This window comes from uncultured Halovibrio sp., from assembly GCF_913056445.1.
Classification (GTDB): Bacteria; Pseudomonadota; Gammaproteobacteria; order Pseudomonadales; family Oleiphilaceae; genus Halospina; species Halospina utahensis_B.
Genome location: NZ_CAJXMA010000025.1, coordinates 1 through 20,970 on the forward strand (window position 1 = coordinate 1; position 20,970 = coordinate 20,970).

Here is a 20,970-nt window from a genome sequence, read left to right on the forward strand (position 1 = left end):
CTTTAACCATCCGGATCGTTTTCGGCGCCCTCATACCCAGTGAATCCCCGAAAAGACTGCTCACCCAGGGCCCCGCGGCGTTGATGATCACCTTGCTTGAGATCACCCATTCGTCGTCACTGCACCTGTCACGCAGCGTGACCTGCCACTCGCGCTCGCCACGGTCCGCCTGGACGCATTTGGTGCGGGTCATGATCTTGGCGCCATGCTGCTCGGCTTTCTTGGCGGCTAGTACCACGAGGCGTGCGTCGTCGGCCCAACCATCAGAATATTCGAAGCCCTTCACAATGTCTGGCTTAAGGGGATCTGAGCTCCCGAACCTGATCGAACGCGACCCCGGCAGCATTTCGCGTTTGGCCAGATGATCGTAAAGGAACAACCCAGACCGGATCAGCCATGCCGGACGCAGATGGGAGCGGTGCGGAAGGTGAAAGCGCAATGGCCACATGATGTGCGGCGCATTGCGAAGCAGTGACTCCCGCTCTCCCAGCGCCTCCTTGACAAGCCGGAATTCATAGTGCTCAAGATACCGAAGCCCACCATGGATCAGCTTGCTGCTGTTCGATGACGTCGCAGATGCCAGATCATTCATTTCACATAACAACACACGCAGGCCCCTGCCGGCTGCGTCCATGGCAATGCCAGCACCATTGACGCCACCGCCGACGACAACAACGTCAAACTTCTCATGGTCTGTGATCATTATCGCTTTCTCCTGACGCAGTTCAAAGGGATACTGAGGGTCATGATCCCTTTCCGATTCTCGGGTACGGTATACGGCAGTATGCGAAAGCTTTTTTTATTCGTAAAGGAAAAATTTCGAAAAAACGAAACCGTGAGCTACAACCCAACTTTCAGAATTCGACAGAAAAGGATGTCACACCACGCGCAGGTCAACGTCGTTCTCGCTAAGAAGCTGTCGAAGCTCGGCAGGTGGCTCCTGATCCGTAAAGAGGTAGTCGGCCTGCGTTACGTTCCCGAGTCGGACCATCGCGTTCCGACCGAACTTTGAATGGTCCGCTGCCAGCAGCACCTGCGCCGAGTTCGCGATGATTGCCTGTGCCACGCGGACCTCACGGTAATCGAAATCAAGCAGCGAACCGTCACCGTCGATGCCGCTGATGCCAATGATCCCGAAATCCATCTTGAACTGGTTTATAAAGTCCCGCGTGGCCTCACCGACGATCCCGCCGTCGCGATTACGAACCTCGCCACCTGCGATGATGACATGGCAATCCTCTCTCGCTGAGAGAATCGAGGCGACATGCAGGTTGTTGGTGACGATCTGAAGGTTATTTTTTCTGAGAAGCGCCTTGGCGATGGTCTCAGTGGTGGTTCCGATGTTGATGAAGATCGACGAATTATCAGGAATGAGCTCAACAAGCGCCTCCGCAATGCGCTCCTTGGCTTCCAGGTCCAGAATTTTACGCGTCTGATAGGACGTATTGACGGTGCTTGAGTCGATACCCGCACCACCATGATGCCGTCTCAGGGTATTCTTTTTCGCGAGCTCATTAAGATCCCTGCGGATGGTTTGCGGTGTCACATTGAACTGCTCCACAAGCTGCTCCGTGGTTACAAACCCATTCTTACGGATCAGCTCCATGATCAATTCCTGACGGCGACGTTGAGCCATTCAGACCACCTCTGTCATTGATGTTCGATTCTGTCGTAACGGAGTCTATGCTCGGCATTCAGATCACGCCAGTCTACCGGTGGTGGCGATCTTTTTCAGCCACCTGCGGCGCTCCAGGGTAATTAGAGTGTACGTTTTCGAAAAAATGATTGGCATTTTTACTGAAAAACGCAAAAATGCGAACAAACAACAAAGCAAATGGAGCGCCTACATCATGAGCCAGTATCTACTCTCCATAGACCAGGGCACCACCAGCTCCCGGGCCATCCTGTTCAACCTCAAGGGCGAAATCGTCGCAACACGTCAGCAGGAATTTCCCCAGCATTATCCGGCAAGCGGTTGGGTCGAGCACGATCCCGAGGCCATCTGGAAAACGGTGATAAGCACCCTTGACGACCTGATGACCGGCGAGAAGGTCCACCCCAATGACGTCGTTGCGGCCGGCATTACCAACCAGCGTGAAACCACCGTCGTCTGGGATCGCGAGACCGGCGAGTGCCTCTATAACGCAATTGTCTGGCAGGATCGTAGGACGGCCTCCTACTGCGAATCATTGAAAGCCGACAACCTGGAACCCTGGGTGGCCAACAGGACCGGGCTTCTCCTCGACCCCTATTTCTCAGCATCCAAGATCTCCTGGATCCTCGATAACGTGAGCGACGCCCGCGAGCGGGCGGAGTGTGGCGAACTCGCTTTTGGCACGATTGATACCTTCCTGCTATGGCGCCTGACTGGCGGCCGGGAGCATCGCACGGATGCCTCCAATGCCAGCAGGACCATGCTGTTCAATATCCATACCCAGCAATGGGACCCGGAACTACTCAAGCTGTTCGAGATCCCCGAATCCCTGTTGCCCGAAGTCATGGATTCCGCGGATCATTTCGGGGTCATCACCGGCCTTGAATCGTTAAACGGCACTCACATCATGGGCGTTGCAGGTGATCAACAGGCAGCAATGGTCGGGCAGACATGCTTCGAGTCAGGGATGGCCAAAAGTACCTATGGCACCGGATGCTTCCTGATGCTCAACACCGGGGATGAGGCCCTGCAGTCCCAGAACCGCCTGCTCACCACAGTGGCGTACCGCATCAATGGTGAGCCAACCTACGCGCTTGAAGGCAGCATCTTCATTGCGGGCGCAACCATTCAGTGGCTGAGAGATGGTTTAAGACTGATCCGGGACGCCTGCGAAACGGAACCACTGGCCGAAGGCACACCGGTGGATCATGGCGTCTACCTGGTGCCAGCGTTTACCGGTCTTGGTGCACCTCACTGGGATCCGAACGCACGCGGCGCGATTCTGGGCCTGACTCGGGATACCGGCATCAAGGAAATTGTGACGGCCGGCCTGCAGTCGGTGTGCTATCAAACCAAAGACCTCCAGAAGACGATGGAAAAGGACGGCATCCGGCCCGTCACTCTGCGCGTTGATGGCGGCATGGTGGTCAACAACTGGGTGCTACAGTTCCTGGCAGATATTCTTGGTGCACGGGTCGATCGCCCCGACATGATCGAAACCACGGCTCTTGGCGCCGCCTATCTCGCCGGACTGCAAGCGGGCGTGTACAGCTCGCTGGACGAACTCTCGAAACTGTGGCGTTGCGATCGCACCTTCGAACCGGTGATGACCAAAGACAAAAGAGACCGCCTTTATGGCGGTTGGCTCCGCGCCGTCCAAAAGCTCTGACACGTTCCGGCAACCGCTTCCCGGGGAGCGGCGTTCTGTCGCTCCGCCGCTTCGATCCTCTCTCGCCACTTTTGCGCCAGCACGCGATACGTGCAGGGATGAGATTTCGTTTTCAAATCATAAAATGTTCTAAGACGCTCCTTTTTTTTCTTTTATTTTCGTTATAGACTACTAAAACGAAAATTTAGGTGATATAGCGATTGATGTCACCTTGCCACCCGCTCGAATTACCCCAGCGTGCGAGCAGTGCCTTGCGCGTTGTGCACCTGAACGAGCAGAGCCAGGAGAACGACAATGACAAAACCACTCCTTATCGGCAATTGGAAAATGAACGGCAGTCTGCAACTCAATCAGGAGTTGCTTCACCGGCTCATTCCAAAGCTGCAACAGCTTCAGAAACATATCGATATCGCCGTCTGTCCACCATCCCCCTACCTGTTTCAGGTCTGCGATGCGCTCGCCTGCACAGGCATTGTTACGGGGGCCCAGACTGTGTCGGAGCATGCATCAGGCGCTCACACCGGCGAGGTCAGTGCCTCTATGCTCAGTGAACTGAAATGCCGGTATGCGCTGGTCGGCCATTCTGAACGTCGCCTTAAGTACGCAGAGTCCAGTACGGCGGTCGCCGCAAAGTTTGAAGCCGTGCAGAACGCCGGGATGATGCCGGTTCTCTGCGTTGGCGAAACCTTCGAGGAGCGCGAGGCTGGGCAGACCAGACAGGTCATTGAGCAACAGCTGCAGGCCGTTATTGACCGGGTCGGTCTTGCCGGGTTCGAACAGGGGGTTGTTGCTTACGAGCCAGTCTGGGCCATTGGCACGGGTGAGGTCGCACAGGCCTTGCAGATCGAAAGCGTCCACCAGGCGATCCGGACTTTCCTGTCCTCCTGCGCACCCTCCAGAAAAGAGGATCCCAGTCAGCGACTGCGTATTGTTTACGGGGGCAGCGTCAACTCAAGCAACGCGGCAGAGATCTTCAACCTCGCCGAAGTTAACGGGGGCCTGATTGGGGGCGCCTCATTAAAGGCTGACGAATTCATTCAAATTTCTGAATCACTGGCAGAGACGGTAGATACCCTCGTCAGCGAATAAAACAATCGAAGGAGTAATGTATGTCCGCCAGCTATAAACTCGATAACCACTTCTTCCCGGATGAAGCGAGTATTCCCGCTAAGTTCAAGAACGAACAGAGCGCTTCCATCACGCACACCCTGATCAACGGTAAGCTGGAAAAATGGGAGGGCGCTTACGCCGATGTACTAAGCCCGATATGCGTTGAGAAAGGGCAGCCGTCTCATCCGCAGCCTCTGTGCATGGGCAGGACCCCCCTGATGGATCACGAGGCGTCACTCAAGGCGTTGTCCGCCGCGAAGCAGGCTTACGCCCAGGGCAGCGGCGTCTGGCCGACTCTATCAGTCAGTGAACGGATCGAGCATGTGGAACGCTTCCTTCACGAGATGCAGGTGCATCGGGACGAAGTGGTTGAACTTCTCATGTGGGAGATTGGAAAAACGGAAACGGATTCCTGCAAGGAGTTTGACCGAACCTGTGATTACATCAGCAATACCATTGATGAGCTTAAGGCCCTGGACCGCCGCTCCTCCAGGTTCGAACTGGTTGGTGGCGTCATAGCACAGACGCGCCGGCTGCCGGTCGGTGTTGCCCTGTGCATGGGCCCCTACAATTACCCGCTGAACGAAACTTTCACCACCTTGATCCCTGCCCTCATTATGGGTAACACGGTGATATTCAAGCCGGCCAAGTACGGCGTACTTCTGGTTGGCCCATTGCTTGAGGCTTTCCAGAACTGTTTCCCGCCCGGCGTGATCAACATTATTTTCGGGAATGGACGGGACACCATTCCGCCGCTGATGGAAAGTGGCGATATTGATATGTTCGCCTTCATCGGTACGCACCAGGGCGCGGCGGCACTGAAACAGATGCACCCGAAGCCCAACCGCCTGAAGGCCGCCCTGGGGCTTGACGCCAAGAACCCCGGCATTGTCCTGGCGGACGCGGACCTGGATCTCGCGGCACAGGAATGCGTGGCCGGCGCGTTATCGTTCAACGGCCAGCGCTGCACCGCCCTCAAGCTCCTGCACGTTCATGAGTCCGTGGCCGAGGCGTTTGCCGGAAAAGTGGTGGACGAGGTCAATAAGCTCATGCCGGGCATGCCCTGGGAGCCAACAACCAAGCTGACACCACTCCCCGAGCCTGGTAAAACCGACTACCTTACTGCACTCGTTGAGGACGCCCAGGCAAAAGGCGCGCGCGTGGTGAACGATGGCGGCGCACAGGTTTACGGTACCTATTTCCACCCTGCCGTTCTGTATCCTGCAACGTCAGATATGAGAGCCTGTTCAGAGGAACAGTTCGGCCCCGTCATTCCGATCAGTGTCTTTCGCAATGAAAACGAGGTGATCGAACAGGTTCGCGAGTCCAACTTTGGTCAGCAGTTGAGCCTGTTTGGCCAGAATGCGGACACCATGGGTCCGTTGATCGATGTGCTGGCAAACCAGGTTGGCAGGATCAACATCAACGGCCAATGTCAGAGAGGGCCGGACACTCTGCCGTTCAACGGACGCAAGGATTCAGCCGAAGGCACCCTGTCTGTGTCGGACGCGCTCCGCGTTTTTTCCATCCGGACGACGGTCGCAACCAAGTCAACCGAAGGCAACCGCAATCTGGTCAACAGCATCGTGAGGGAACGTCGTTCTGGCGTGCTGACGACGGATTACATTTTCTAGCAGCCAGTCCTGAAGCGCTCATTGCGGGGGCCGGAGATTTCCCGGGAATTCTCCGGCCCTGCTAACTGCCTTCTGCCAATGGCCGCGCCAACGCCTGGGAGTCTAGTGGTTTGACAGTCTCCACTCCCGCCCTGCTTTTCCCCGCCATCTCGCTACTCCTGCTGGCGTACACCAATCGGTTCCTGGTACTGGCACAACTGATCCGCCAGCTCAAGCACATGAAAACGCAGGACGACTACCCGCTGATTGCCCGTCAGCTGGGCATGCTGCGCCAGCGCATCCTTCTCACCAAGCGCATGCAGGCTACAGGGGTCCTGAGCTTCCTGATCTGCACACTATCCATGTTCGCACTGTTTCTGGGCTGGGAGACGGTCGGGACGGTCAGCTTCGGCAGCAGCCTGATTCTGCTGTCACTGTCGCTTCTTTTTTCGTTCTGGGAAATCGTGATTTCCAACAATGCTATCAACGTGGAACTGGAAGATTTCGAGCGAAAACACAAATCGAGACTGATCTGAAAGACGGGGAGCACTGGCTAGGTTTCCAGCTCTACCCGGTTGCGTCCAAGTTCCTTGCCACGATAGAGCGCGCGATCCGCCCTGCTGATGGCCGAATTCCGGTCGTCGTCCCGGGAGAATGCGCTGACGCCAGCACTGGTGGTAACAGCGATTGGTTGCCCATTGGATCCCTGCCATTCACGCGCCATCAGCGCCTCCCGGACCCTCTCCGCAATCGCCCGGGCACTCTGTAACTCGCTGTCCGGAAGTACAACCAGGAATTCTTCCCCACCCCACCGGGCAATCAGGTCCTGGGTACGCAATTGATCCTTGATAATTGCGGCGACATCTTCCAGAACCCTATCACCGGTTTCGTGACCGTGCTCGTCATTAATCTCCTTAAAATAATCAATATCGAACAGGAGAAAAGACACCGGGTGACCTTGTCGTCGAAAGCGGGCCAGCTCCCTCTCCAAAAGATGGGTCATATGTCGACGGTTAAGGAGGCCTGTTAACGAATCCGTGGTCGCGATTCGACGCAGCTTCCTGCTCGCCTCGGTTACTATGTTGAGATAGAAGAAAGATAGGTAACTGAACATGGCGAACACGACGCTCAGGTTGAATAGATAAACCCCAAGAAGGGCGTCAGGCGCGATGGGTTGGAGTGGCTCTGTAGACCACATCCAAATGTACAGCGCAACGTGATAGCTCCACAGCCCAACCAACGCCACGACGGCTTCGCGCAACCTCATACTGACGAACACGGCCGGAATAAACATCAGCACGTAATAGTGAAAGCCGCTGTCCCACCCGATGAGAACGGTGCCGAGGCCTGCGTGGATTATGACTTCCAGCCAGATCAGCCAGATGGCCAGACCATTCTGCTTCCTGCCTATCGCCCGGTAAGCCACTGCGTACATGGCAACACTGACCACATTGACCCAGGCCAGGATAGGAGAGCCCAGGAGGTGGAAAATAAAAAAGAACCCAACGTCAACCGATCCCGCAATCTGACAGCTTCGTTTGAGAACCTGCCAGAATTGCGGGCGCGCTTCCCTGACAGACATAGGCCTGACCTTCTCTGCAAAGTGGTCGTTGAGTAATTGATGATCAGGTTAGTTCGCAATCGAAAACGATTCCAGCCAATTCCGTAAACAAATGAAAACCTTTGAAAACAAAGAATGCGTTTGCAGGGAAACGCGTTAAAGCGAAGATGGGGACTGCGGGAATCTGGTGGACCAAAGCTGTTCGGTTTACACCATTCCGGACTGTGGATCCCTCGACTCCAGGGGGGGCATTTTTACCCGGAATCGGTGTTAAACGACGGGTAGCAGACAATCCGATTTCGAGCGGATTCTTTGCCTTGATACGGGGCCTAATCGGCGCGCCGAAGGACCTATCCATAGTGACTGTCATAACTCCGAAAATTCACTGACACCGATGGTGATAGTCACATTGAACCCATCAGCGTCCTCATCCCCATGTAGGCAGGACTCACTTCCATATCGAAGCCCTTCCACCATAGAGACGATACAGATCATGACAGGACACACTTTGAAAAATACGGCAATTGACATTTTTAAAGCAGCCCATGGTAGCGTCACACCGTCTGATCGGGTTTCCCCGACCAGTGCATTGCTGAAAAAAACGGGCCTCCACGGAACATAGCAAGGCTACCCGTCCAGTCACAGGGACACTTAGAATAATAAATAGAAGTGGACGTTATGACCGATTCCGGGCTATCCGCTGACCAGAAAAAAGAGATCACCGCCCGCTTTGCCAAAAAGAATAACGCCATTGCATGCCGCCAGATTGCCACGACACTGATCCCCTTCGCACTGGTCTGGTACCTGGCGATTGAAAGCGCCTCGCTGGAGAATGCTCTGGCCGCATGGGGCCTGACAGCCGTCTGCATCGCGGTACTGTGCCTCTTCCTCCTGAGGGTGTTCGTGCTGATGCACGACTGCGGGCACAACGCCCTGTTCGCCAAGAACTCCTATAATCGCGCAGCCGGCTTTTTTCTGGGTGTGCTTTGCGGTATGCCGCAGTACGTCTGGTCGAAGAACCACGCGTTCCACCATGCCACCAACGGCAACTGGGACCGCTACCGGGGACCGCTGGCGACGCTTTCCATTGAGGAGTTCAACGAACTGACCCCGGCACAGCAGATCCGCTACCGGGTGCTGCGTCACATCACCATGGCGCCGGTCGGCGGTTTCCTCTACCTGACCTTTAATCCCCGCTTCACCTGGATCAAGGGCAGCCTGGCGCTACTGGTGTTTGTCGCCAGGCATAAGTTGCGTGCACCTTCCCGGTCGCTGCGCTCGATTGCGGATGACTTTCAGCCGCGTTACTGGAAAACGTGGAAAGACTACCAGCACATGACGGCCAACAACCTGGTGTTGCTGACGATCTGGGTGCTCATGAGTCTGGCCATCGGCCCGATCCTGTTCTTCACGATCTACCTGATCAGCCTCTCCCTGGCCGGTGCGGGAGGCATCATTCTGTTCACCGTGCAGCATAACTTCGAGGATTCATGGGCAGCTGACGAGGAACACTGGGATTACAACCGGGCGGCGATAGAGGGCACCAGCTTTCTGGTACTGCCCGCGTGGCTGAACTGGTTTACGGCGGATATTGCCTATCACCACGTCCATCACCTGTCCGCCTCGATTCCCAACTACCAGCTGGCTGAATGTCACCAGGCCTACGCGCACCTGTTTGAGGACGTCACCCGGATTTCACTGCGCGACGTGCCGAAGGCACTTCGCAACAACCTCTGGGACCGGCATCACCAGCGGATCACCTCGGTAGAGCGGGTCACACAGGGGCTGGACGGGAATATGACCGTTTCGGAGCCATATACCTGACGAAGTGCATAACCCACCCAGTATAATCACTGTGCGCTCCCCGATTGAGGATCAGCCCTATTCCGGTACGGGCTGCTTTTTGGCCCAGGGCAGTATTCTGAACGCCTCCTGGCTGGCGCCCTGGGTCATGTGACGCTCGGACCGCAGCGCCTTGTAAAAGCTCAGGCAAATCGCCAACAGGAGGAAGGACATGAAGAAACCAAGGGATATGGAAGCGTCCTGGATCGCCGTCAATCCCCCAACGATCAGAAGTATGGCCGCAACCGTGCCCTCGGACACGGCCCAGAAAACACGCTGCGCACGCGGCGGATTCGGGTGGCCTCCGGAAGTGACCATGTCATCGACCAGCGACCCTGAATCCGAAGAGGTGATGAAGAAAATCACGATCACCAGGGTGGCCCACATCATGGTCACACCCGCCAGTGGCAGCGCTTCCAGCAGTGCGTGCAGCGACAGCGACACATCATTCTGAACGATCGCGCTTAGCCCCCCGTTGCCGAAAAGCTCGATGTGCAGTGCTGAACCACCAAAAACTGACAACCAGACGAACGTGACCAGCGTCGGGACCAGCATCACCGAAAGAACAAACTCACGCAGGGTGCGCCCCCGGGAAATACGGGCCACAAAAACCCCTACAAACGGTGACCAGGAAATCCACCAGCCCCAGTAGAACATGGTCCAGGTTGCCTGCCAGTCGGTGTTGCTGGTGTACTCCACCCAGAGACTCATTTCAGGCAACTGCTGGATGTAGATGCCCAACGTTCCCACCAATGTCTCCAGGATATAGATCGTCTGCCCGGCAAGGAAAACGAACACCATAAGGCCGAACGCCAGTGCCAGGTTGATGAGGCTCAGTCGCCGTATCCCAGCCTTGATACCGGACACGACAGAGATAGTGGCCACCAGTGTGATCAGGGCGATGATCCCTACCTGCACGTTGGTCTGGAGCGGAATGTCCATGTACTGGGCAAGGCCACTGTTGATCTGCATCGCGCCCAGCCCCAGGGATGTGGAAACCCCCAGCAGGGTCCCCACCGTGCAGAGAATGTCCACACCGTGGCCGATCGGCCCCCAGATATGACGACCGATCAGCGGATGCAGAATGGATCTGGGTGCGAGCGGAAGATCATGGCGGAAATGGAAATAGGCAATGGAGGCGCCGAACAGGATGTAGATGGCCCAGGGATGCAGCCCCCAGTGAAAGAAGGTGTAGCGCATGGCCTCCTTCGCTGCCTCAGGTGAGCCGCCCTCGGCAAACAGCGGATCGGCATGGTGATAGAGGGGCTCGGCCACCCCCCAGAACACCAGACCTGTTCCCATGCCGGCACTGAACAGCATGGCAAACCAGGCGTGATAGCGGAACTCAGGCCGTGAATCCGGCGGTCCCAACCGCAGTCGGCCGTAGGGACTGACCATCAGCCAGAACGCGAACCCCACGAACACGGTGACAATCAGCGCGTAATACCATCCAAAAGTCCGGGAAATCGTCTGTTGCGCGCTTGAGAACGCGTCACTCGCCGTAGCGGTAAAAAGGCCACCGAAAATACAGAAGCCAATGACGCAGAGCGCCGAGCCAATGAAGACCGGCGGTGACATCTTCTGGGTAAAACGATCCCACGCCTGCGTCAGGCCTGTCCTGAGTGCGCCCATACTCTGAACCCCATCCGGTATCCCGATAACGGTAACGAATGCCCTCGTTACCCTGCGCGATCATCATGTCGCGCGTATGATAGAGATTCAGAGCCCTTCAGGCCATCTGCATCAACAGATGCGCCGTCTCATCCCATCCCAGACAGGGGTCCGTAATGGACTGGCCGTAGGTCAGCTCGCCTTCATCCTTCTGCTTGCCATCCACCAGGAAGCTCTCGAGCATGATACCGACAATCCGGTGATTGCCCGCCTGGCGCTGGTGCAGCAGTTCGCGGGCAATCCCGGTCTGGCGCTGGTGCTCCTTGCAGGCATTGTCATGGCTGCAATCCACCATCAAAGAGGGGTTGAGCCCACTCTCCCGCAACTCTTCCTGGGCGGTCGCGATACTGGTCTGGTCGTAATTGGTAACGCCACGACCACCGCGCAGTACCAGATGCGTATCCGGGTTGCCCGGTGTCTGCATCATGGCCGGCCGGCCGTGAAGGTCCGTGCCCAACCGGTAATGGGAAGAAGCCGCAGACCGCATGGCATTGAGCGCCATCCCATGACTGCCATCGGTACCGTTCTTGAAGCCCACCGGCATGGGCAGCTGGCTTGCCATCTCGCGATGGAGCTGTGACTCCGTGGTCCGCGCCCCGACAGCCGTCCAGCTCACCAGATCCGACAGATAATCCGCGGCCATTGGATGGAGGGCTTCGGTCGCCAGCGGCAGCCCCAGCTGCGCCAGATTCAGAAGCAGGCGCCGGCTTCGGACCAGTCCCTGGGCCAGATCCCCTTCTCCCGTGCGCTCAGGGTCGTACAGCAGCCCTTTCCAGCCCACGGTGGTGCGGGGCTTCTCGAGGTATGCCCGCATGACGATGAGACAGCGATCCTGAAGGGTCGCGGCGAGTTCCGCGAGTCGTTCGCCATACTCAAGTGCCGCTACTTCGTCATGCACGGAGCAGGGCCCCACGACCACCAGCAGGCGCTCGTCTTCGCCCCTGAGAATGGCGCGGACCGCCTCCCGGTGCTGTTCCACCTGCTTCTGCAGTTCGTCCGGACAAGGTAATTGCTGCTTGAGTTCCGCTGGTGTTGGCAGGCTCTGGAGCGCTGCGGAATCATGCACGGGCTGTGGTTGTTCACTGGTCGTCTGTGAGTCCGTCATTGCTGTAGCCATAATTGATCTCCCATAAAAAAACCCCGACGGCGGCTGCCAGTCGGGGTTTTTCTTCCGGTGGCAGCCTGGCTTTCTGCCGGGCCGCCTCCTGGGGTGTGAGGTGTCAGACGTGGCCCGGCGTATGGCTATAGAAATAGCCAAAACCAAACCACTGGAAATACACAGCAGCCATCGAGCCAGCCGGAACACCGGCAGACTTCAGGGTCATGGACGTGTATGCTGCGGTTAATGTCTTCATAACCGGGATCATAACGCACCCAGCCAGCGTTGCAACACCAGGCCTTTTCGAAAAGCCGGGAAGATGGGAATATCTCAGCTCAGACCCAAATGCCCGACTGTCAGAGAGGCCAATGCCAGCCGAATACGATCTTGAAGTACTCAGCAACAACCGCCTCACCCCGAACATGCGCCGCATCGTGCTGCAGGGGCCGGAACTGGCGGGGTTCCCGGCAGACCAGGAGGGCGGCTACGTTAAGCTGCTTTTTGACCCGGCAGAGGAAGGCGGCAAACCAACCCTGCGCTCCTACACCATCCGCGCCTTCGATGCGGCACAGCAGGAACTGATGCTGGATTTCGTGGACCACGGCGACGGCGGCCCCGCCTCCGCCTGGGCGAGCCGAGCGCGCCCCGGCGACCCCATCACCATCCGTGGCCCGGGTGAGCCGAAACTGGCCGCCCCTGACGCCGACTGGTTCCTATTGGCCAGCGACATGAGCGCCCTACCGGCGCTGGCCGTCAACCTTGAACGCCTCCCGAAGAATGCGCTGGGCTACGCTCTCATCGAGGTGCTTTCCGAGGCCGACAGACAGGCCATCGACCACCCCGAGGGTGTCGAGCTGAGGTGGCTCGTGAATCCGGACACTGAGCGCCCTAACGCCCTGCTGAACGAACGGGTACGTGCCCTTCCCTGGCTGCCCGGCACCCCCTATCCCTGGTTCGCGGGCGAATTCAGCACCATGCGCAGCATGCGCCGCTACTTCCGGGACGAAAGCGGCATCGACAAGCACGCCATGTACTGCAGCTGCTACTGGAAGATGGGTGATACTGACGAAGGGATGAAGCGGGCCAAGAAGCTTGACCCGGAAGCCTGATTAATCGGCCTGCTCTCCATCTTCTCCGCCCTCGGGCTCTGGCAGCGCCGCCGCCGGGGGTCCGGAAAAGACACTCAACGCCGTCACCGTAGCCAGGATCAGAGCCATCCCCACAATCTGCAGCGCAACCAGCGTTTCCTCCAGGACAACCACGCCGAACAGTGAGGCCGTGACCGGCTCAACCATGGCTACAATGGAGGCGACGGCGGGGGCCGTGTGATTCAGGCCGATGATGTAGAAGATGAACGACAGCCCCGCGCCCAGAATTCCCAGCGTGACGAACAGGGGCCAGTCCGGCGTGCTCAGGGCAATGGCGATTTCGCTGGAATCCCCGAAGGCGCCAAGGATGATCACCAGGGCCGTGAAGGCGATGGTGAGAATGGCCTGCGGGGTGCCATGGGGCGCGGCGTATTTGAAGCCGAATATGAAGATGGCATAGGAGAGCCCTGCCAGCAGCCCCGCGCCAACGCCAAGCGCCGTAACACCGCCCGCGTTGACGTCATAGATGCGGGTGAGCAGCACAATCCCCACCATCACCATCACGATGGCCGCCCATTTGAGCGGCGTTGGGCTTTCCAGCTTAAGCGCGAAAGACAGAAGGTAGACAAACACCGGCGCGCAGTACATCAGCGTCGCGGCCACCGCGACACTGCCCTCGGAGATGCTCAGGAAGTAGAACGAAAAGTTGCCGGCCACGCCCAGCCCGGCAATGGCTGACCAGAACCACAGCTTGCGATTGGCCAGTCCGCTGTTGCCAGGGCGGATCGCCAGCCAGCCCAGGACGAATACAAGACCAATCGCCCCCCGGTAGAACGAGACCACGAACGCATCCCAGCCGTCCGCCATAAGGATACCGCCGATACCGCCGGACAGCCCCCAGCACAGGGAAGCGAGCATCACGAGAGCCGTTGCGCCTGCCATTGGAACTCCTGACTACAGGGAAGTGGACATAAAAGAAGCGGATTATGGGGTGATGTCGATCTTGTGTCGAGTTGACAATCATCACTTTACCGTGGCCCCAGGAAGTTCATACTCGGGATGAGGATCTACATCAGCAAGCCGCAAAGGACAGGAGGCGCCAGATGACTGATGAACTGCCCCCCTCATCGAACCCTGAAGATGACCTCTCAACGCGATTCCCGACCGCCTATACCATTCTGTTTCTCCTCATCATCCTGATTGCCGCACTCACCTGGATCATTCCCGCGGGCCAGTATGAGCGCGCCATGAATGAAGAGATCGGGCGTGAAGTAGCAGTACCAGGCACTTACGAAACCGTTGAACCCAATCCCCAGGGTTTTGTCGATGTGATGCTCGCGCCCACGGCGGGCTTCTACGACCCCGACAGCTATGCCGCCAACGCCATCGACGTAGCCCTGTTCGTGCTCTTTCTCGGCGGCTTCCTGGGTGTAATGAACGCCACCGGTGCAATCGACACGGGCATCCGAAGCGCCATGCACCATCTGGAAGGCCATGAGATCTGGATGATACCCATACTCATGACGCTGTTCGCGCTGGGGGAACCACCTACGGCATGGCCGAGGAAACCCTGGCGTTCTACGCCATCCTGATCCCGGTAATGATCTCGGCAGGCTATGACGCCGTCACCGGAGTCGCGGTGATTCTCATCGGCGCCGGCATCGGCGTGCTGGGATCGACCATCAATCCCTTTGCCACGGTCATCGCCTCCAACGCCGCCAATATTCCCTTTACTGACGGCATCGTACTGCGGTTCGTGCTGCTGGTCGGTGGCCTCATCATCTGTGCCGCGTACGTCATGCGGTATGCCCGGCGGGTTAAGGCCGACCCATCCCGCTCTGTGGTTGCCAGGCAGAAAGACGCCCACCGCAAGCTTTTCCTCCAGGGCCATGATGAGCTGGAGGATTTTGAACTCACACGCACCCAGCAGATTGCCCTGGCCATTTTCGCGCTTACGTTCATTGTGATGATCTGGGGGGTTTCCACCCAGGACTGGTGGATGGCCAGGATGGGCTCGCTTTTCTTTGGCTCCGCCATCGTCATCGGCATCGTCGCCCGGCTGGGCGAGAAAAAGCTCACCAGCAGTTTTGTTGACGGCGCACGGGACCTGCTGGGTGTCGCCCTGGTGGTTGGGCTGGCCCGCGGTATCGTGGTGATCATGGAGCAGGGCATGATCGCGGACACCATCCTGCACAGTGCGGAGACAACGCTGGGTGGGCTGCCGCAACTGGCCTTCATCAACCTGATGTTCTGGATCGAAGTGGGCATGAGCTTCTTTGTACCGTCCTCGTCCGGCCTGGCTGTGCTTTCCATGCCCATCCTCGCACCGCTGGCGGACTTTGCCGGCGTGGGACGGGATCTGGTGGTGACGGCTTACCAGTCCGCCAACGGCCTGGTAAACCTGATCAACCCAACGTTTGCGGTGGTGGTTGGCGGCCTGGCCATAGGCCGCGTCTCCTACGACCGCTGGTTGGCATTCATATGGCCGCTGCTGCTGATACTGACGGTGTTCATCACCGCCGTGATCAGTATCGGCGCGCTTGTGTAATCCAAGGCAAGGGAGCATGCGAGATGGCGGAAAACACTCTCGGGGTTCACTCTGAAACCGGCACGCTGAGGCAGGTGATTGTCTGCCGCCCCGGGCTGGCGCACCGGCGGCTGACCCCTTCCAACTGCGATGCATTGCTGTTTGACGACGTCTTCTGGGTCAAGCAGGCCCAGAAAGACCACGATGTCTTTACCGGGGTCATGCGCGACCGCGGCGTGGAGGTGCTGGACGTCAATGAACTGCTGGCCGAAACCCTCGAAATCCCCGAGGCACGGGCCTGGATCCTGGACCACCGGATCACCTGGAACCATATCGGGGTGGGCATGGTGTCCGACCTGCGCGCGTGGATGGACGAACTCCCGGGCCGGCCCCTGGCGGAATTCCTGATTGGCGGACTGGAAGTCGGCGACCTTCCTTTCGACCCTTCCGGGCTCTTTGGTAACCACCTTGGGCGCCACGGATTCGTGCTGCCACCGCTGCCCAACTTCCTGTTCACCCGGGATAACAGCGCCTGGATCTATAACGGGGTCACCCTGAACCCCATGTACTGGGCAGCGCGCAAACCGGAAACCCTGTTGATGAGCGCGATCTACCAGTATCACCCGGCATTCGCGGGCAAGGTCAATGTGCACTGGGGGGATCCGCTCAAGGACCATGCCCTGGCGAGCCTGGAAGGCGGTGACGTCATGCCGGTCGGCAATGGCGTTGTCCTGGTGGGCATGGGGGAACGGTCCTCACCGCAGGCCATCGGCCAACTCTCCAAAGCCCTGTTCGACAGCGGAGCAGCGGAACGCGTGATTGCCTGCCAAATTCCCAGGAGCCGCTCCGCCATGCACCTGGATACGGTGTTCACCTTCTGTGGCGGCAACGTGGTGACCAGCTTCAAGGAAGTCGCTGATGAAATGGTCTGTTATGAGCTGCGCCCCGGCAGTAACGGCAAACACCTGTCGTTTCACCAGGACCCACGGCCACTGTTTGATGTGGTCGCGGACGCAATGGGTTACCGCTCCCTGGAGGTGATCCCCACCGGCGGTGACAGCCCGGCCGAACGCGAGCGGGAACAGTGGAACGACGGCAATAACGTGCTGGCCCTCAGCCCGGGCGTGGTCATTGGCTACGACCGCAACGACGACACCAATGCCGCGCTCCAGGCCGCCGGCATCGAGGTCCTCGCCATCCCCGGGGCGGAGCTGGGGCGAGGCAGGGGCGGCGGGCGCTGCATGAGCTGCCCGACCCTACGCGACCCCGTCTGACCGAGAAGGAACAGAATCATGGCTTTCAATCTCAAGAACCGGCATTTCCTGACCCTGCGGGACTTCAGCCCCCGGGAGATCAGTTTTCTGCTCAAACTGTCCGCCGATCTCAAAACCGCCAAATACGCCGGCACCGAGGTGCCCCGGTTACAGGGCAAGGACATTGCCCTGATCTTTGAGAAAAACTCCACCCGGACCCGTGTGGGCTTTGAGGTCGCGGCCTTTGATCAGGGCGCCCGCGTCACCTACCTGGGGCCGACGGGTACCCACATCGGCCACAAGGAGTCCGTAAAGGACACCGCCCGGGTTCTGGGCCGGGTTTATGACGCCATCGAATACCGGGGCTTCGGGCAGGAGGTTGTTGAGCAACTGGCCCAGTATGCCGGAGTGCCCGTCTACAATGGCCTGACCAATGAATTCCACCCAACCCAGATCCTGGCGGATTTCCTGACCATGCAGGAGAATGTGGAGAAGCCGTTGCGGGAGGTGGCGTTCGTATTCATCGGGGATGCCGCCAACAACATGGGCGACAGCCTGCTGATCGGCGCTGCCAAAATGGGCATGGATGTCCGGCTCTGTGCCCCCCAGGCCTGCTGGCCCGGGGAGGCCGTCCAGTCCGAGGCCCGGAGTATTGCCGGTGATACCGGTGCCAGGATCATGATCACCGAGGATGTTGACGCCGCCGTGGCGGGCGTGGATTTCGTCTACACGGACGTATGGGTCTCCATGGGGGAGCCGAAGGAGAAATGGGCGGAGCGGATCAAGCTTCTGATGCCCTACCAGGTGAACGCCGCCCTGATGGAGAAAACCGGCAACCCCCGGGCAAGGTTCATGCACTGCCTGCCCGCCTTCCACAATACCGAAACCACCGTTGGGAAGGACATACAGAGCGAGTTCGGCATTGATGCCATGGAGGTGACTGAAGCGGTTTTTGAGAGCCCCGCCTCCATCGTGTTCGACCAGGCGGAAAACCGGATGCACACCATCAAGGCGGTGCTCGTCGCCACTCTTGGAACCTGAACAGGGGAGCCTGACATGCTTGTGGTAGCAGCCCTCGGAGGCAACGCCCTGCTGCGGCGCGGCGAACCCCTGACAGCCCAGGCCCAGCGGGCCAACGTTAAGGTTGCCGCTGAATCACTCGCCGGCATCGTCCGCGCCGGCCACCAGCTGGTCATCACCCACGGCAACGGTCCGCAGGTAGGACTTCTGGCACTTCAGGGCGCCGCCTACAGACCGGATGAGGCTTACCCCCTGGATGTACTCGGCGCCGAAACGGAAGGCATGATCGGCTACATCATCGAACAGGAGCTGGAGAATGCCCTGGGCCACGACCGGGCCGTGGCCACGCTGCTGACCCAGGTACTGGTGGACAGGAACGACCCGGCCTTCCAGAACCCCACGAAATTCGTGGGACCCGTGTACGACAGGAAAGAAGCAGAGACCCGCGCCGAGGCGGCTGGCTGGCAGATCGCCCAGGACGGCGACAAGTGGCGGCGGGTCGTCCCCTCCCCCAGCCCCCTCGAGATCCCGGACACCCGGGTGCTCGAGCTGTTGCTGAAACAGGGCGTGGTGGTCATCTGCGCTGGGGGTGGCGGCATTCCCATCCTGCGCCGGGATGACGGCAGCATGATTGGCGTTGAAGCCGTGATCGACAAGGATGCCGCCAGCGCCCTGCTGGCCCGCCAGCTGGGGGCCGATGCCCTGCTTCTGCTCACCGATGTGGACGCCATCTACCGGGATTTCGGCAAGGATACCGCCGCCCCCATCCACGAACTGACCCTGGACGAAGCCCGCCAGCTGGACCTGCCCGCCGGCTCCATGGGCCCCAAGCTCGCTGCAGCCTGCGATTTTGCTGGAAGCGGCGGCCTCAGTGGTATCGGCCGGCTGGAAGACGCAGAGGCGATTCTGGATCGCCAGGCGGGCACCCGCATCAGCATCCACTCCCTGAACCAGGAGGTAGCGGACTCCCACCCATGCTGATCTACCTGCTCTGCGCCCTGGCGCTGATTGGCGCACTCATCTTCTACCTGTTCTTCTATCGCAGCTGGTGGCGCAACAGGCAGCTCCAGCACCCCTTCCCGGAACACTGGCGGAAAACACTGAAAACCCGGGTACCGCTATACCGCCGGCTGCCCGCCCAGCTCAAACGCCAGCTCGAACAGCACGTACAGCTGTTCCTGGCGGAAAAACCCTTCTATGGCTGCGACGGATTTGAGGTGGACGACACTGTACGCCTCACCATTGCCGGGCACGCCTGCCTGCTGATCATTGCCCGGAACTTCTCGGATTTTGACGGGATCAACAGCATCCTGGTCTACCCCGACCGTTACCGCGTCAGGGACATGGAAAGCGACGGCATGGTGGTCAGCGAAAGCAACGAGATTCGTGCCGGGGAAGCCTCCAGCCTGGGCCAGGTGGTCCTGGCGTGGACCGATTGCGAGGAAGGCGCAATCCACCCACACGGCGCGCACAACGTGATCCTGCACGAGTTCGCCCACCAGCTGGATTATCTGGACGGCACCGCCGACGGCGCGCCACCCCTGAGCGGCGAACAGGCGCGGCACTGGCAGGAAACCATGACCCGCGCCTACGAACACCTGCGCGACTCCCTCCACCATCACCGGAAACCCTGGCTCGACCCTTATGGGGCAACCGAACCGGCGGAATTCTTTGCCGTGCTGACGGAAACCTTCTTTCAGAGGCCCAGCCATCTCAAAGAGCAGCAACCGGAGGTCTATAAGACACTGGGCGGGTACTTCCGGTTCGACCCACTCAATCTGACTGAACACCCAGCCGGTTCAGGTAATCGTGAAGCTCCGCCTCGGTGAGATTGACGTATTCCACCACCCGGCCATAGAGCATTGCGGTCGGCACGTTGCGCCCGTTCACCTCATGCTGGGTCTCCTGCAGCACATACAGGATGATCCGTTCCGTGTACGTCAGGCCGTCACGCACATCAGGGATGGATTCCAAGTCCTTGAGTCTATTGTTTTTCCAGGAGATCCGTCCATTCGTACCCGATCTCCTCATAACTCTGCCCCCCAATCGCGATCGTGCGTGTTCTTACCTGAACCCCACCCATCATCTCATAGAACCTGCAGGCCGCATTCTGAGGCAATACCCAGAGGCACATTGACCCATAGCCGTCTTCCCGCAATGCACTAACGCCCGCCTGGAAAAGTGCCCTCCCTGCTCCCTTCTGCTGATCCCAGGTATCCCATCAAACGACACGATCCCATGACATGGGTAGAGCCAATCGCCGTTCTTTTTACAGCTCAGTGCGCCAGCGAACAGACTGAGCAACTGGCAACGCCCATTCTCGCTCCAGATGAGGCAAAGGATGCGCCTGAACAGGACGTTGCATCGACCGCCGCATGGAAGGCGGCGCATCCCGATTTCCGATCGGTGGAGAGGAGACGCTACCGTGAACCATATTGCCTATCTCGTCGGTGCCGTCGTCATTGTTCTGGCGATTCTTTCCTTTCCTGGTTTGCGTTAGGACAACGCCCCCGGCGGGTTACCCGCCCCCCTTGCTTGCAGCGCCCGCGCCAGATCGCCAGCCGGCGTTGTTCAAGCAGCCAGGCGGCCACATGCCAGCACCCGATCGCGTACCCAATCGCCAGCGCCGCGCCCATCCAGGGCCCGAATTGATTCCAGGCAGCATTGAGAAACAGAGAGGCGGCGCCAATCGCCAACAGGCCGCCGAAATAGTACAGCAGGTGTGCAGCCCGGAACTGGGGCCTCTCACCAGCCGCCGCCTGCCCCTCGGCCAGGAAACCCCAGAGTCTCTCGGCCTGCCCCGGCCCCAGAATCCCTTCCCGCTCGGCACTCGCCAGTACCTCCTGATCGACCTTCATTCCTC

At 58.9% G+C, this 20,970-nt stretch carries 18 protein-coding genes and 1 pseudogene; 11 read left to right on the forward strand and 8 right to left on the reverse strand.

All coding sequences use genetic code 11. From position 1 onward, the window contains the following. Both glpD and QZ501_RS06990 read right to left on the reverse strand, forming a co-directional pair. Positions 1-703: glycerol-3-phosphate dehydrogenase (gene glpD / locus QZ501_RS06985; protein WP_295718310.1), on the reverse strand; the 703-nt coding region annotated here is incomplete at its 3' end. A 174-nt stretch (positions 704-877) separates the two neighbouring features. Beyond that, on the reverse strand, positions 878-1,636 hold the full coding sequence (locus QZ501_RS06990) for a DeoR/GlpR family transcriptional regulator (protein WP_160899350.1): 759 nt from the start codon (positions 1,634-1,636) through the stop codon (positions 878-880). A 214-nt stretch (positions 1,637-1,850) separates the two neighbouring features. Between QZ501_RS06990 and glpK the strand changes: the two genes are divergently transcribed. The 4 genes from glpK (at position 1,851) to QZ501_RS07010 (ending at position 6,582) form a co-directional block, all read left to right on the forward strand. Continuing rightward, entirely contained in the window at positions 1,851-3,323 is a 1,473-nt protein-coding gene (gene glpK, locus QZ501_RS06995; protein ID WP_295718353.1) for a glycerol kinase GlpK, read from the forward strand. Positions 3,324-3,617: 294 nt separating this feature from the next. Continuing rightward, positions 3,618-4,412 carry a triose-phosphate isomerase gene (gene tpiA / locus QZ501_RS07000; RefSeq protein ID WP_160899351.1) on the forward strand — a complete coding sequence of 265 codons (795 nt, stop codon included), beginning with the start codon at positions 3,618-3,620 and terminating at the stop codon, positions 4,410-4,412. A 20-nt stretch (positions 4,413-4,432) separates the two neighbouring features. Beyond that, complete coding sequence (locus tag QZ501_RS07005) at positions 4,433-6,067, forward strand: NADP-dependent glyceraldehyde-3-phosphate dehydrogenase (RefSeq protein WP_160899352.1); 1,635 nt, start codon at positions 4,433-4,435, stop codon at positions 6,065-6,067. Between the two features lie 110 nt (positions 6,068-6,177). Next, entirely contained in the window at positions 6,178-6,582 is a 405-nt protein-coding gene (locus QZ501_RS07010) for a DUF2721 domain-containing protein (RefSeq protein ID WP_160899353.1), read from the forward strand. Positions 6,583-6,599: 17 nt separating this feature from the next. Here QZ501_RS07010 and QZ501_RS07015 read toward each other — a convergent pair whose 3' ends face one another. Further along, positions 6,600-7,628 (reverse strand): diguanylate cyclase, encoded by a 1,029-nt coding sequence (locus tag QZ501_RS07015; RefSeq protein WP_160899354.1) that lies wholly within the window; start codon positions 7,626-7,628, stop codon positions 6,600-6,602. Positions 7,629-8,285: 657 nt separating this feature from the next. Here QZ501_RS07015 and QZ501_RS07020 point away from each other — a divergent pair. Further along, the gene (locus QZ501_RS07020) at positions 8,286-9,431 is read left to right on the forward strand and encodes a fatty acid desaturase (RefSeq protein WP_295718314.1); all 1,146 of its coding nucleotides are present in this window, start codon (positions 8,286-8,288) and stop codon (positions 9,429-9,431) included. Positions 9,432-9,488: 57 nt separating this feature from the next. Here QZ501_RS07020 and QZ501_RS07025 read toward each other — a convergent pair whose 3' ends face one another. Beyond that, on the reverse strand, positions 9,489-11,081 hold the full coding sequence (locus tag QZ501_RS07025) for a BCCT family transporter (protein WP_295718316.1): 1,593 nt from the start codon (positions 11,079-11,081) through the stop codon (positions 9,489-9,491). Between the two features lie 97 nt (positions 11,082-11,178). Beyond that, positions 11,179-12,225 (reverse strand): 3-deoxy-7-phosphoheptulonate synthase, encoded by a 1,047-nt coding sequence (locus tag QZ501_RS07030; RefSeq protein ID WP_160899476.1) that lies wholly within the window; start codon positions 12,223-12,225, stop codon positions 11,179-11,181. Positions 12,226-12,587: 362 nt separating this feature from the next. Between QZ501_RS07030 and QZ501_RS07035 the strand changes: the two genes are divergently transcribed. Then, a complete protein-coding gene (locus tag QZ501_RS07035) occupies positions 12,588-13,328 on the forward strand; it encodes a siderophore-interacting protein (RefSeq protein WP_295718318.1) in 741 nt (246 codons plus the stop codon). Here the strand turns inward: QZ501_RS07035 and QZ501_RS07040 are convergent, their stop codons facing one another. After that, on the reverse strand, positions 13,329-14,249 hold the full coding sequence (locus QZ501_RS07040) for a DMT family transporter (RefSeq protein ID WP_151439174.1): 921 nt from the start codon (positions 14,247-14,249) through the stop codon (positions 13,329-13,331). Between the two features lie 161 nt (positions 14,250-14,410). Between QZ501_RS07040 and QZ501_RS07045 the strand changes: the two are divergent. From QZ501_RS07045 to QZ501_RS07065, 5 genes and pseudogenes are all read left to right on the forward strand, one after another. Continuing rightward, positions 14,411-15,855: pseudogene (locus tag QZ501_RS07045) on the forward strand (YfcC family protein). A gap of 23 nt (positions 15,856-15,878) precedes the next feature. Beyond that, the gene (locus QZ501_RS07050) at positions 15,879-17,108 is read left to right on the forward strand and encodes an arginine deiminase (protein WP_295718321.1); all 1,230 of its coding nucleotides are present in this window, start codon (positions 15,879-15,881) and stop codon (positions 17,106-17,108) included. An 18-nt stretch (positions 17,109-17,126) separates the two neighbouring features. Further along, positions 17,127-18,128 (forward strand): ornithine carbamoyltransferase, encoded by a 1,002-nt coding sequence (gene argF / locus QZ501_RS07055; RefSeq protein WP_295718323.1) that lies wholly within the window; start codon positions 17,127-17,129, stop codon positions 18,126-18,128. Positions 18,129-18,143: 15 nt separating this feature from the next. Further along, positions 18,144-19,088, forward strand: a complete 945-nt coding sequence (arcC, locus tag QZ501_RS07060) for a carbamate kinase (protein WP_151439170.1) — start codon at positions 18,144-18,146, stop codon at positions 19,086-19,088. Continuing rightward, the gene (locus QZ501_RS07065) at positions 19,082-19,936 is read left to right on the forward strand and encodes a M90 family metallopeptidase (RefSeq protein ID WP_151439169.1); all 855 of its coding nucleotides are present in this window, start codon (positions 19,082-19,084) and stop codon (positions 19,934-19,936) included. Before arcC ends, QZ501_RS07065 begins: the two co-directional genes overlap by 7 nt. Here the strand turns inward: QZ501_RS07065 and QZ501_RS07070 are convergent. After that, a complete protein-coding gene (locus QZ501_RS07070; RefSeq protein ID WP_237416594.1) occupies positions 19,881-20,081 on the reverse strand; it encodes a hypothetical protein in 201 nt (66 codons plus the stop codon). The genes QZ501_RS07065 and QZ501_RS07070 overlap by 56 nt on opposite strands. Positions 20,082-20,566: 485 nt before the next feature. Further along, positions 20,567-20,965 carry a hypothetical protein gene (locus tag QZ501_RS07075; protein ID WP_295718328.1) on the reverse strand — a complete coding sequence of 133 codons (399 nt, stop codon included), beginning with the start codon at positions 20,963-20,965 and terminating at the stop codon, positions 20,567-20,569. Positions 20,966-20,970 lie beyond the last annotated feature (5 nt).

Bases quoted from the DNA above. Each gene is read 5' to 3' on its own strand.
- QZ501_RS06990 (WP_160899350.1), bottom strand. From the start codon at position 1,636: ATGGCTCAACGTCGCCGTCAGGAATTGATCATGGAGCTGATCCGTAAG.
- glpK (WP_295718353.1), top strand. From the start codon at position 1,851: ATGAGCCAGTATCTACTCTCCATAGACCAGGGCACCACCAGCTCCCGG.
- tpiA (WP_160899351.1), top strand. From the start codon at position 3,618: ATGACAAAACCACTCCTTATCGGCAATTGGAAAATGAACGGCAGTCTG.
- QZ501_RS07005 (WP_160899352.1), top strand. From the start codon at position 4,433: ATGTCCGCCAGCTATAAACTCGATAACCACTTCTTCCCGGATGAAGCG.
- QZ501_RS07015 (WP_160899354.1), bottom strand. From the start codon at position 7,628: ATGTCTGTCAGGGAAGCGCGCCCGCAATTCTGGCAGGTTCTCAAACGA.
- QZ501_RS07020 (WP_295718314.1), top strand. From the start codon at position 8,286: ATGACCGATTCCGGGCTATCCGCTGACCAGAAAAAAGAGATCACCGCC.
- QZ501_RS07025 (WP_295718316.1), bottom strand. From the start codon at position 11,081: ATGGGCGCACTCAGGACAGGCCTGACGCAGGCGTGGGATCGTTTTACC.
- QZ501_RS07030 (WP_160899476.1), bottom strand. From the start codon at position 12,225: ATGACGGACTCACAGACGACCAGTGAACAACCACAGCCCGTGCATGAT.
- QZ501_RS07035 (WP_295718318.1), top strand. From the start codon at position 12,588: ATGCCAGCCGAATACGATCTTGAAGTACTCAGCAACAACCGCCTCACC.
- QZ501_RS07040 (WP_151439174.1), bottom strand. From the start codon at position 14,249: ATGGCAGGCGCAACGGCTCTCGTGATGCTCGCTTCCCTGTGCTGGGGG.
- QZ501_RS07050 (WP_295718321.1), top strand. From the start codon at position 15,879: ATGGCGGAAAACACTCTCGGGGTTCACTCTGAAACCGGCACGCTGAGG.
- argF (WP_295718323.1), top strand. From the start codon at position 17,127: ATGGCTTTCAATCTCAAGAACCGGCATTTCCTGACCCTGCGGGACTTC.
- arcC (WP_151439170.1), top strand. From the start codon at position 18,144: ATGCTTGTGGTAGCAGCCCTCGGAGGCAACGCCCTGCTGCGGCGCGGC.
- QZ501_RS07065 (WP_151439169.1), top strand. From the start codon at position 19,082: ATGCTGATCTACCTGCTCTGCGCCCTGGCGCTGATTGGCGCACTCATC.
- QZ501_RS07075 (WP_295718328.1), bottom strand. From the start codon at position 20,965: ATGAAGGTCGATCAGGAGGTACTGGCGAGTGCCGAGCGGGAAGGGATT.